Below are 11,368 nucleotides of genomic sequence, written 5' to 3' on the forward strand. Positions count from 1 at the left end.
TTTCGCTCCCTTCTTCCGCATATCCACCGGGTCTCTACGTGAGATCCGTCGAGACGCCGGGTTGAGTGTCGTTCTGTGCGCTGAATATTATTTTGGATGCCTTAATAAATCAACAATAGGGACGCACTCCATTCAAACGTCCAGCATTGGCAAACACACGCTCAGTCCTTGAGACTACGCGCGATCACCATACGTTGAATCTCGCTAGTCCCTTCATAGATCTGCGTAATTCTCGCGTCCCGGTAGTGTCGCTCCACCGGATAGTCTTCCAGATACCCGTAGCCGCCGTGAATCTGGATCGCCTTTGTGCAGACCCACTCCGCGACCTCGGAGGCAAAGAGCTTGGCCTGCGAGGCCTCCGAAAGGCACGGCTTTCCAAGCGTACGCAAACGTGCTGCGTGATGAATCAGCATACGTGCGGCATTGATGCGGGTCGTCATGTCTGCGAGCATATTGCCGATGCTTTGGTGGTCTACGATGGCGGTGCCGAACTGCTTCCGATCCCTGGCATAGGCCAGCGCTTGCTCGAACGCCGCCCTGGCGATACCGACCGCCTGCGCCGCGATGCCAATTCGTCCGCCTTCAAGGTTAGAGAGCGCGATGGCCAAACCCTTGCCCCGCTCCCCAAGGAGCTGGTCCTCGGCAACCGTGCAATCCTCCAGCGTTACGGCGCAGGTGTCGGAGGCACGAATGCCAAGCTTGTGCTCTGGCCGGCCGACGATAAAGCCCGGGGTATCCGTGGGAACGATGAACGCCGAAAGCCCTTTCTTGCCGAGCTCGGCGTCCGTAACGGCGAACACGATCGCAACCTTCGCCCGTTTGGCGTTCGTCACGAACATCTTGCTGCCATTGAGCGTCCACGCCCCATTCTTCAAAACAGCGCGCGTTTTGAGGTTATTCGCTTCGGAGCCCGCTTGTGGTTCAGTCAGGCAGAAGCAGCCGATTTTTCGCCCACGCGCCATGTCTGGAAGATACGTTTGCTTCTGGCGATCGTTCCCGAAGTTCAGGATGGGTCCACAGCCTACAGAGCTATGCACGCTCATCATTGCGGCCGTTGCTGCGCAACCGGCTGCAATTTCTTCAACGGCAATCGCATACGCGACATAGTCCGTATAGGAGCCTCCCCATTCTTCAGGGACGATCATTCCGAGCAACCCCAGCGCTCCCAACTGCGCGACCGCCGCATCGGCTATCCAGTGGTCTTTCTCCCATTGCGCCGCATTGGGGGCAAGCTGCTCTCGAGCAAACTCGCGCGCTGCATCACGGATCATTCTTTGCTCTTCGGTGTAGAACTCTTCCATCGCGTATCCCTCCGTCGACCATGCCCATGCACCTTGGGAAAATCGCCAAGGCCGGCTGCCTGGGACGGTGGTGCAAGCGTGGTGCCAAGTTTAGCCACCAGCAATCGAAAAGGGGATGTTCGACTCGGTCAATCTGCTTGACCGAAATTGCAATTCGCGGGCGAGCCAGGAGTCGCCGGCCGCAACGCGTAACCGCACGGTTAGCGATGTAACGGCGTTGTCGCGACACCGCACACGCAGTCCACCTGGCGCGGAGCATTTTTATAAGCATTTGATTTTATTGGATACACAAGATACATGTTGTTACGCGTGGGCCGTGCACGGGCCGGCGGCCTTTCCTTATACTCCCGCGCATTCGCCTTACTACTCATGCTCGACGCGCCTGGTGCGACGCCGATGCACACAACACCGTGATGCCCATGCTCTCTACCAAGTCCGCCCTGATCGCCGCCCTTGCCGCCGCCGCAAGCCTTTCGTTGACGGCGTGTGTTGCGCCGGGCTATGCGCCTTATGGCGCGCAGCAGGGCTACCAGGGCCAGGCGCCCGCCTATGCCCAGCCTGCCTACGCGCAGCCGGGCACCGTGCAACAGCCCGCCTATGCGCCGCCGCCCCCGCCGCAACAGCCGTATGACACGCAAAGCAACGGCCAGTACGGGGGCCAGTACAACTCGCAATACGGCAATCAATATGGCGCGCAGTACGGCACGATTGCGAATATCAGCCCGATCAGCAATGCTGCGGGCGCTTCGGGCATTGCGGGCACCGTGGTGGGCGCGCTCGTTGGCGGCGTGGTTGGCAATCAGTTTGGCGGCGGGCATGGTCGTGATGCGGCGACGGTTATCGGTGCGCTCGGCGGCGCTTATGCCGGTAATCAGATCGGCCAGCAGATGGGACAGCCCGCGGGCTATCGTATCGATGTGCGGTTGAGCGATGGTTCGATGCGGTCGTTCAATGTGCCGACGCCGGGGGATCTGCGGCCTGGCGATCGAGTTCAGGTGAATGGTAATCAGCTGGCTAGGTATTGAGCGCCTGGCGCGCTTGGTTCGCTATCCTGATTGATGGCGCTTATGCGGGTGCACTTTGTGCCTTAACTTGTTTTCGCGGCGGGCCGCAGGCGTTGCCCCTGTGCGGGGCGGCACCTACTTTTCTTTGCAGCCGCAAAGAAAAGTAGGCAAAAGAAAGCGGCTCACACCGCTAGTGTGACGCTGTCCCCCACTGCCCTGCATATCGGAGCGGCTCCGGGGCATCCGTGTCCTCGCACTCTCCGCGCTAGTGACAAGGGGCTCATCCTTCCCGCCACGCGCTACGCGCGGGCGGAAGGGTCTGCAAGGAAAGCCAAGCGGGCTGGCCGGCGAATGCGCTGGAGGCATCGTCCGGTAAGTGCGCGAAGGTGCGGACCGGAAAATGCGCGGGAGTGCTAATTGGCAAATGCACTGGGGTTCTGCCAGCGAATGCGTTGGGGTTCTGCCGGTAAATGCGTTGGGGTTCTACCGGTAAATGCGTTGGGGTGCTGACTAGTGAATGCACGGTCGGGCTGGCTGGCGAATGCATGGGCGGGCCGCCGATTGAATACGCTGGACTCCTACGAAAACGCGCGCCTCCCCCGGTTTGGGTTATGCCCCACGGCGCGCGCAGCGCCGCCGGATGAATGAGTCCTTAGTCACTCCGCTATACGCCCCGTGGTGACAGACGCTCCGGAGCCGCTCCGAAATACAGGGCAGTGGTGAACTGCGTCACACTGGCGGTTTGAGCGGCTTTCTTTTGCCTACTTTTCTTTGCCGCGGCAAAGAAAAGTAGGTGCCGCCCCGCACAGGGGCAACGCCTGCGGCCCGCCGCGAATCCAAGTTAAGGCCAACGCCACAATAGATTGAAGACGAGCGCCACTCGCACCATGCATGGCAATAGCGCCAGAGCAGCGCGCTCCGATCACGACTGCGTCGCGCTCAGCGGCGAGAAATGCGCTAGCACAGTCGGAAACACAAGCCGAAACCACGGCGTATAAACCTGCGGCGTCCGTACAAACCCGCCGCGAATATCGTCGATTGAGCAATACATGAATGCGTCGGCCTCATCGGCATCCAGTTCAGGAACGCTATCCGAGCGTCCAAAAAAGATATGCCCGTACTCGTGCTCAACGAGCCCCCCCGGCAATTCCGCCCGATAGCTGAACTCGAACGCCTTGGCCAGTTCACACCCGAGGCCCATTTCCTCTCGCAGCCGCCGTTGTGCCGCGTCAACCGTGCGCTCGCCGGGCAGCGGATGCCCGCAACACGTGTTAGTCCACAACCCGCCACAATGATATTTCACGGCCGCGCGCCGCTGTAACAGCAACTCGTCTCGCGCGTTGAACACATAAACCGATACCGCCCGATGCAGCAACCCCTGCTCGTGCGCCGTCAGCTTTTCCATCGTGCCCACTTCGCGGTCGTGCTCGTCAACCAGGATCACCTCGATATCGGCCATAGGTCCGCTCCGTTGCCCTGGCGGCATCAGCGCCGCAGTGTTTGAATCCAGCCCAGCACACCAAGACGCATCAGCGCATAGAACACGCAGGTCAGATGTCCATTGTTCAGGAGTCCACCGGAAGTGAGCAGCGCGCAGACACGCTCCAGCGGCAGGCGCTCGATATCGATTTGCTCGTCGGCGTCCGGCAGCGGCGCGCCCAGGCGCTCGCCGCCGGTGGCGAGAAAACAATGCAGCCGGTTGGCGTGCGTCGCGGGATTCGGCGATACGCTCACGAGCGGCGTGAGCGCCTCGAACCCATAGCCCGTCTCCTCGCGCAGCTCGCGGCGGATGGCGGCTTCGGGGCCGCCGTCCTCGGGCCTCATCCAGCCGCCCGGAATCTCGAGCCCGCTTTCGCGGGTGCCATTGCGATACTGCCGCACGAAGAGCACGTCGCCCTCGCGCGTCTGCGCAAAGGCGCTGACCCAGTCGGGATATTCAAGCACGCAGGCGCTGCGCGGTGGCTGGGCTTCGTCGACGCGCAACCAGTCCTTGCGCACGACCATGTCGTGCTCTCTCAGTACGTAGTCCGATGCAATCAGCATCGTCGGGGCGCCGCCGTTCATGCTCGCTTCCTGGTGCGGAAATCGGCATTCATTATAGGAAATCACCGTTCTTCGTGACGGCTGTTTGCACGGTGCTGGGCCTCGTTGATGCTCCGTGGATAGGGACGAACCCGGCGCTCAGATTCTCCCATGACCTCCACGGTTATTTGTGCATCAACCGCCCCGTCCAGCGCTTTCTCCGAATTTTTTGTTTGCAGTCCTCTACCCCGAAGGACTATTCCGCATATTCGGGCACGCGGCTCGCCGCGCGCTTGCCGGCCTCGTCGCGCTCATCGCGCATCCTTGCCGAAGCTGTAGCCGTTGCCTTGGCCGGGACCGGTGCGGACACACGCACTTGCTTTTGCCCGCCGCGCACAAAGCGGCGTCCCTGCGGCCCGTACACGGCATCGGCTTCGGGGAACATCCACATCAGCGCCACATAAAGCACGCCGCCCACGATCAGCGAAACCGGCACGCTCAAATCGCAGCCCCCTGCGAGATTGCCGAGCGGCCCGATGAACTGGCCCGGCAGATTCACGAACGACAGCCCAATGAACGCGGCAGGCAGCCATGCACCCATCGCGCGCAGATTCCAGCCATGCGTGAACCAGTAATGGCCGCCGCGTCCGCCGCGATTGAAGATCTGCAGGTCGTCCGTGAGATAGAAGCCGCGCCGCTGCAGGAAGCCGATCACCATGATCGCCATCCACGGGCAGCTGAATGTGCAGATAAGGGTCGAGAACGTCGAAACGCTTTCCACGAGGTTGAACGCAAAGCGGCCGACGAAAATGAAGCCAATGGCGAGCGTGCCAATCAGCAGCGTCGCGCGCACCCGGTTGAGCAGCTTGGGGAACATGCTCGACATGTCGAGGCCCGTTCCATAGAGCGCGGTAGTGCCCGTCGACATCCCGCCGACAATCGCGATCAGGCACATCGGCAGCAGGAACCAGCGCGGCGAGACCGCGAGCAGGCCGCCCACGTAGTCGTTCGAGGTGATATAGCTGGGCGCGTGCGTGGCGATGATGGTGGCCGTGGCGAGACCGAAGAAGAACGGCACGAAGGTGGCGATCTGCGCGGCAAACACGGCGCCCATGACACGATGGCGTGGCGTCGTCTCAGGAATGTAGCGGGCCCAGTCGCCGAGCGTCGAGGCGAACGACACCGGGTTGCTCAGCGCGACGAGCACCGAGCCCACGAACGCGGCCCAGAATCCCGCGCCGCCCTGATGCAGCGTGCCCGCATAGTTGACGTCGAAGGCATTGGCGAACGCAAACGCGCCAAGGATGAACATGAAGCTGGCAGCCCACACGGCAATCTTGTTCACCCACAGCATGAAGCGGAACCCGTAGATGCAGACGACCAGCACGAGCACCGCGAACACCATGTACGAGAAACCGAGCGTCCAGACATTCACGGGCACGTTCGCGAGGTCGTGCGCGCCGCCCACGAGCGCGTCGCCCGAACTCCACACCGCCAGCGAGAAAAACGCAATGGACGTGAGCAGCGCGAGAAATGAGCCCACGATCCGCCCGTGAATGCCGAAGTGCGCACCCGATGACACCGGGTCGCTCGTGCCGTTGCGCGGCCCGAACAGGCTCATCGGCGCGAGAATACAGGTGCCCACGAGCACACCGAGGACGATCGAATACAAACTCGCCTTGAACGAGAGGCCGACCAGCACGGGGAAACTGCCGAGCACCGAGGTGGAGAAGGTATTGCAGCCGCCGAACAGCAGCCGGAAGAGATCGATGGGGCGCGCGTAGCGCGAGGCGTCGGGGATGCGCTCGAAACCGAATGTTTCGATCTGCGTAATACTGGTATTTTCAGCCAAGATGTCTCACTCCTTGCAGCGCCGGCCCGATACGGCCGTGAGGATCGCTCTGGGGCCGGCCGGCGCTCGGTATTCATTTCAGGCGCTCACTCTAAATCAGTCGAATACGCGCCGTATTGCTTATTCAAAACGTTTACTTCATGCGTGCGCAATGTATTGCCGCCCGCGTCACGCGCATGCGCGCTCCTCCTCTTCGGCATGCGCGCCGTACACATTGAGCAAGTCCTCGCAAAAGGCGCTCACGATGGGCTTGTCTTCCATGCCCCGCTTGATGGCGAGATGCATCGGCACGTCGAAGCCGAACGCCGTGCGCCCCAGCACCCGGATCAGGCCGCGCTGCTCGAACAGCTGCGCATGATGCTCGGGCAGATAGCCGATATGGCTGCCCGAGAGAATCAGCACGGTGGCTGCGTCGATGCTGTCCGCAATCGCCGTCACCTGGCGCTCGCCGATGCTCGCGAGCTCCTCGGGCACCGGGTAGCTGCGCCAGATCCAGTCGTGCGCGCGCAGCGCATCGAGCGTCACGTGAGGCTCCGCGTGAAAGAGCGGATGCCCGCGCCCGCAGCAGATCACCTGGCGCTCGCTGAAAAGCTCGGTGTAGGTGAGGCCCGCCAGGCGATGCCAGAAGTAGCCAATCGCGAGATCGAGCTGCTGATTCACGAGGCTTTCTTCGAGCTCTTGCGGCGGCGCCACCCGCATCGCGAACCGCACGGCCTGGTCGCGCTTGCGAAACGCGCCAATCGCCTCGGCAAGCCGCGCGTTCTCCACATGCGAGGCCTGCCCGATCAGGCCGATCGAGAGCGTACCCACGAGCTTGCGGTCGATATCGCGCACTTGTGCGACGAACTGCGAAGTCGCCGCAACCAGCGCACGCGCCGAGGCCACGAAGCGCTCGCCCTTCGAAGTCAGGCGAAAGCCGCCGCGCCCGCGCTCGCATAGCGTGAAGCCCACCCGCGCTTCGAGCGCGGAAAGCTGCGCGCTGATGGTCGACTGGCGCACACCGAGCGTGGCTTCGGCGGCGGTGATGCCGCGCGCGTCCACCACGGCTAGAAAGACCCGCACGAGACGCAGGTCGAGGTCAGAGGTATTGGAAAACATGCTGCTACATGGGAAAACCCATGGCCTTGATGCCTTTGATCCATGCCCGCTTCCAGCCGCCTTCGGCGTCGGCGCCGTCGAACGCATGGAACGTGACCTTCGCCGCCAGCCAGCGCACCGGCTCGGGCGGGATGTACGTCGGGCTCAGCTTGGCGATATCGAGCGCCTGTTCCGGGCTGTTGCGCCCGAACAGGATGTTCAGGCCCATGAACGCACCGAAACGGCTCGCCGCCACGCCAAAGCCCGTGTAGCCCGCCACGAACACGCCCTTGCCGCCGAGGTAACGCTTGGCGAACACCGAGCCGCGCGAGCAGTAGTCGATCGGGCCGCCCCATGCGTGCGAGAAGCGCACGTCGCACAGTTGCGGGAAGGTGTTGTAGAACGCCTGCGCGAGCCGGTAGTAGGTTTCGCGCTGCTGGTCCTGCTGCGGGTTCGGATCGCCGTCGAAGTGATAGCTCACGAGGCCGCCGAAGATGATGTTGTTGTTCTTCGTGAGGCGGAAGTAGTTAAGCTGCGTGCGCGTGTCGTAAATGCCCTGGCGGTTCTTCCAGCCAATGCGCTCGAGCTGCTCTTCGGTGAGCGGCTCCGTGGCGAGCACGTGATCGCGCACCTGCAGCACGCGCCGGTTGATGTCAGGAATGCCAACCTTTGCCGTGCCGCTGCCGAACAGCACGCGCGGCGCGCGCACGCTGCCATCGGGCGTCTTGACGTAGACCGTCTCGCCTTCGTCCTTCACGCTCAGGAGCGGGGTGTGCTCATAGAGCCGCACGCCCAGCGAGAGCGCCGCACGCTTCAGACCCCACGCGAGCTTGGCCGGGTGCACGATGCCGCTGCGGTTGCGCGACCACAGCGCGCCCGCGAAGAGCGGCGAATCCAACTGCTCGCGCGTGGCCTGCTCGCCGAGCAGCACCACATCGTGGCCATATTCGGTGTGCAGATCGTAGTCGGCGCGCAGGTGCTGGACGTGGTCCGGATCCACCGCCACCGTCATTTCGCCATTCCATTCGATGTCGGCGTCGATGTCGTAGCGCTTGAGCGTGTCCTCGAAGCCGTCCAGATTGCGATGGCCGAATTCCTCGAGCTGCGCGATGTCGTTCGGAAACACGCGCACCGCGTTGGGCAGGCCGTGCATCACCGAGGTCGAGATGATGCCGCCCGCGCGGCCCGAAGCGCCATGCGCGACGCGGCCCGCTTCGATCACCACCACGTCGAGCTCGGGCATCTGCTCCTTCGCCTGCACGGCGGCCCAGAGCCCCGTGAAGCCGCCGCCGACGATCAGCAGATCGGCAGTGGTGTCGCGCGTGAGCTTGGGCTCGGCGGCCGGCTGAGCCGGATTGTCGAGCCAGTACGGGGAGAGCTTGGTGCGCGAGAGCGCGTCTTCGACGCTCAATGCGCTAGGCTTGCGTGCCGCCTTGCGCGCGGCGGCGGGCGCCGGCATGCCGGCTTCGTAGAGTTGAGCGCTTTCACTCATGATGGACTTCGCTGCTTCAGGCGTGAGGGAAAGGCGCCGCCCCGCACGGGGCGGCGCGGCTTACTGCTGTTCGAGCAGGACGTAGAACTTCTTGGCGTCCACGAGGGTCTCCCAGCGGCCCGCGAAGCCCGCCGGCAGCAGATAGCCCTCGCCTGCCTTGAATTCCTTGCGGCCGCCGTTCACGTCGATCAGCGCGATCTTGCCTTCGACGAGCCAGACGGCTTCGTCGGCGGTCGTGGCGGGGAAATCCACCGCGCCCACCTTGCCTTCCCACCAGCCGATCGCGTACTTGCCGCTCTGTCCCTCAGTGGCGCGCCAGTCGCTTTCGTCCATGCCGAATTCGAGTTTGGTGAATTCGCCCAGACCTGCGCCCAGTTGCACGATGTCCTGAATCAGCTTGCTCATAAATGTCCTGTTTTGTTCAATTGGATCGGTAAGCGCAAAGTTACCGATTCGCGCTGTCCCGGTATGCCCTGTCTCAGGGGGGACAAGCTGCGTTTCGACGGATTCGGGGCGCGTGCAACGGCGGGTGCAACTGCACGTGCAACGGCGCTTGCAACGCTTCGGCTATAATGGGTTCGCCTTTCAATTGGGGCACGCCATGCAGATCTCCGTCCCCCCGCAAGTAAGCGAATCCTCGAATAATTTCCCGCTGTCGTTCAAGACGCTCGGCAATGTGATTGAAGCCGTCGGCACGCCCGATTTCGTGCGGCGTCTCACGCTATTGCTCAACGAAGTCATTCCGCTGAACGTCGTGCACCTCGAGCGCTCGCGCGCCGATAGCACGATGCCCAACGGCTTTCGCTGCGAATGGATCGGCAGCAGCGGCGTGGGCATGGACACCGGCACGATCTCCGAGGTCATGACGCTCTACTACGATCGCTTCTACGAAAGCGATCCGCTGTTTGCCGGCATTCGTGGCAAGATCGGCACCATGCTGGTGGTGCGCGACATCGGCGCGATTCCGCCCGGCGAGTTCCGCCAGCGGCTGTTCGACGAGGCGCTGATCGCCCATGAATGCGTGCTCGCGCGCGGCACGCGCCACGCCCAGCATTCCATCGCGATCGAGCGCTCGCTCGACGCGCCGCCGTTTTCGCTCGCGGAAATGAGCCTGTTTCGCAATGTGAGCGACTTTCTGTTTCCGCTGCTCGAGCTGCATGCCTCGACCAGCGCGGCCAAGCGCGTGGCGCATCCGACCTCGTTTCTGCACCCGCTCGCGCAATTCGACGCGCGCATCGCGGCCGACTGCGTGCGCCTCTCGAAGCGCGAATACGAAATCTGCGCGCACCTCATCACGGGCAAGACGGTGCCCGAGGCCGCCGAAATCGTCGGCGTGCGCGCGGCCACGGCCGAGACCTATGTGAAGCGCGCCTTCGCCAAGCTGGGCGTGCGCACCAAGCGCGAACTGGTCGCCTGGGGGCACGGCGCGCCCCTGCTGCACGCGCTGTAACCGCCCCGCCAACGCCCGAAACACCGGCAACGCCGCCTGCATTGGCGCAGCCGCGCTTGCGCGCCGCCCCTCCCGGAATACCCCTCTTCATCGCCGGCGTAATGCCCCGCTTACATCGACTCGAATCGATGTGAACATCTGAATTTCATTATTTACACGGGCTGCGGCTCGCCTACCATCATCGGGTCGCATCACCCACAATCGGAGACACGGTCCATGCAACGCGAACTCAACCAGCCGCTCGGCGGCAACGACATGCCGCGCTTCGGCGGCATCGCCACCATGATGCGCCTGCCGCACGCCGCCACCACGGAAGGCCTCGACGCCTGCTTCGTGGGCGTGCCGCTCGATATCGGCACCTCGAACCGCTCGGGCGCGCGCTTCGGCCCGCGCCAGATCCGCTCGGAATCGGTGCTGCTGCGCCCGTACAACATGGCGACGCGCGCGGCGCCGTTCGATTCGCTGCAAGTGGCCGATATCGGCGACGTCGCGACCAACCCCTATAACCTCAAGGACTCGATCCGCCTGATCGAAGAGGCCTACGACGAGATCGTCGCGAACGGCTGCCGGCCGATCACGCTGGGCGGCGATCACACGATCGCGTGGCCGATCCTGCGCGCGCTGCACAAGAAGTACGGCAAGGTGGCCGTGGTGCACGTGGATGCGCACGCCGACGTGAACGACACGATGTTCGGCGAGAAGATCGCGCACGGTACGCCGTTCCGCCGCGCGGTGGAAGACGGCCTGCTCCAGTGCGATAAGGTCACGCAGATCGGCCTGCGCGGCACCGGCTATCACGCCGAGGACTTCGACTGGTGCCGCAAGCAGGGCTTCACCGTCGTGCAGGCCGAAGCCTGCTGGAACAAGTCGCTCGCGCCGCTGATGGAAGAAGTGCGCGCGCGCGTGGGCGATACGCCCGTGTATCTGAGCTTCGACATCGACGGGCTCGACCCCGCGTTCGCACCCGGCACGGGCACGCCCGAAGTGGGCGGCCTCACCGTGCAGCAGGGCCTCGAAATCATTCGCGGCATGAAGGGCCTCAATCTGGTGGGCGCCGATCTCGTGGAAGTTGCGCCGCCTTACGACCAGGCCGGCACGACCGCGCTCGTGGGCGCGAATCTCGCCTACGAAATGCTCTGCGTCATGCCGGGCGTGGCGTACCGCTAAAAC

The 11,368-nt window shown here is 63.4% G+C and carries 10 protein-coding genes; 3 read left to right on the forward strand and 7 right to left on the reverse strand.

Translation table 11 applies throughout. From position 1 onward, the window contains the following. Positions 1-161: 161 nt before the first annotated feature. Positions 162-1,301 carry an acyl-CoA dehydrogenase family protein gene (locus tag E1956_RS29385; protein ID WP_134755840.1) on the reverse strand — a complete coding sequence of 380 codons (1,140 nt, stop codon included), beginning with the start codon at positions 1,299-1,301 and terminating at the stop codon, positions 162-164. Between the two features lie 410 nt (positions 1,302-1,711). Here E1956_RS29385 and E1956_RS29390 point away from each other — a divergent pair, with 410 nt between their 5' ends. Beyond that, positions 1,712-2,326, forward strand: coding sequence for an outer membrane lipoprotein (locus E1956_RS29390; protein WP_134755842.1), 615 nt, complete (start codon positions 1,712-1,714; stop codon positions 2,324-2,326). A gap of 901 nt (positions 2,327-3,227) precedes the next feature. On the opposite strand, the gene idi is transcribed toward E1956_RS29390, so the two are convergent. The 6 genes from idi to E1956_RS29420 form a co-directional block, all read right to left on the reverse strand. Beyond that, complete coding sequence (gene idi, locus E1956_RS29395) at positions 3,228-3,764, reverse strand: isopentenyl-diphosphate Delta-isomerase (RefSeq protein ID WP_134755844.1); 537 nt, start codon at positions 3,762-3,764, stop codon at positions 3,228-3,230. A 26-nt stretch (positions 3,765-3,790) separates the two neighbouring features. Further along, positions 3,791-4,369: an NUDIX hydrolase gene (locus tag E1956_RS29400; protein WP_134755845.1), complete on the reverse strand. Its 579-nt coding sequence runs from the start codon at positions 4,367-4,369 to the stop codon at positions 3,791-3,793. Between the two features lie 214 nt (positions 4,370-4,583). Then, positions 4,584-6,179 carry a purine-cytosine permease family protein gene (locus E1956_RS29405; RefSeq protein WP_134755847.1) on the reverse strand — a complete coding sequence of 532 codons (1,596 nt, stop codon included), beginning with the start codon at positions 6,177-6,179 and terminating at the stop codon, positions 4,584-4,586. Positions 6,180-6,347: 168 nt separating this feature from the next. After that, complete coding sequence (locus E1956_RS29410) at positions 6,348-7,277, reverse strand: LysR family transcriptional regulator (RefSeq protein WP_134755849.1); 930 nt, start codon at positions 7,275-7,277, stop codon at positions 6,348-6,350. 4 nt (positions 7,278-7,281) lie between these two features. Then, positions 7,282-8,715, reverse strand: a complete 1,434-nt coding sequence (locus E1956_RS29415; RefSeq protein ID WP_232072136.1) for an NAD(P)/FAD-dependent oxidoreductase — start codon at positions 8,713-8,715, stop codon at positions 7,282-7,284. 93 nt (positions 8,716-8,808) lie between these two features. Then, positions 8,809-9,153: a cupin domain-containing protein gene (locus E1956_RS29420; RefSeq protein ID WP_134755853.1), complete on the reverse strand. Its 345-nt coding sequence runs from the start codon at positions 9,151-9,153 to the stop codon at positions 8,809-8,811. A gap of 196 nt (positions 9,154-9,349) precedes the next feature. On the opposite strand from E1956_RS29420, the gene E1956_RS29425 reads away from it, so the two are divergent. Both E1956_RS29425 and speB read left to right on the forward strand, forming a co-directional pair. Then, complete coding sequence (locus E1956_RS29425; RefSeq protein WP_134755855.1) at positions 9,350-10,198, forward strand: helix-turn-helix transcriptional regulator; 849 nt, start codon at positions 9,350-9,352, stop codon at positions 10,196-10,198. Between the two features lie 216 nt (positions 10,199-10,414). Continuing rightward, positions 10,415-11,365: an agmatinase gene (gene speB, locus E1956_RS29430; protein WP_134755857.1), complete on the forward strand. Its 951-nt coding sequence runs from the start codon at positions 10,415-10,417 to the stop codon at positions 11,363-11,365. The last annotated feature ends 3 nt before the right edge of the window (positions 11,366-11,368 follow it).

It is taken from the genome of Paraburkholderia pallida, assembly GCF_004524855.1.
GTDB classification, from domain to species: domain Bacteria; phylum Pseudomonadota; class Gammaproteobacteria; order Burkholderiales; family Burkholderiaceae; genus Paraburkholderia; species Paraburkholderia oxyphila.

Bases quoted from the DNA above. Each gene is read 5' to 3' on its own strand.
- E1956_RS29385 (WP_134755840.1), bottom strand. From the start codon at position 1,301: ATGGAAGAGTTCTACACCGAAGAGCAAAGAATGATCCGTGATGCAGCG.
- idi (WP_134755844.1), bottom strand. From the start codon at position 3,764: ATGGCCGATATCGAGGTGATCCTGGTTGACGAGCACGACCGCGAAGTG.
- E1956_RS29400 (WP_134755845.1), bottom strand. From the start codon at position 4,369: ATGAACGGCGGCGCCCCGACGATGCTGATTGCATCGGACTACGTACTG.
- E1956_RS29410 (WP_134755849.1), bottom strand. From the start codon at position 7,277: ATGTTTTCCAATACCTCTGACCTCGACCTGCGTCTCGTGCGGGTCTTT.
- E1956_RS29415 (WP_232072136.1), bottom strand. From the start codon at position 8,715: ATGCCGGCGCCCGCCGCCGCGCGCAAGGCGGCACGCAAGCCTAGCGCA.
- E1956_RS29420 (WP_134755853.1), bottom strand. From the start codon at position 9,153: ATGAGCAAGCTGATTCAGGACATCGTGCAACTGGGCGCAGGTCTGGGC.
- E1956_RS29425 (WP_134755855.1), top strand. From the start codon at position 9,350: ATGCAGATCTCCGTCCCCCCGCAAGTAAGCGAATCCTCGAATAATTTC.
- speB (WP_134755857.1), top strand. From the start codon at position 10,415: ATGCAACGCGAACTCAACCAGCCGCTCGGCGGCAACGACATGCCGCGC.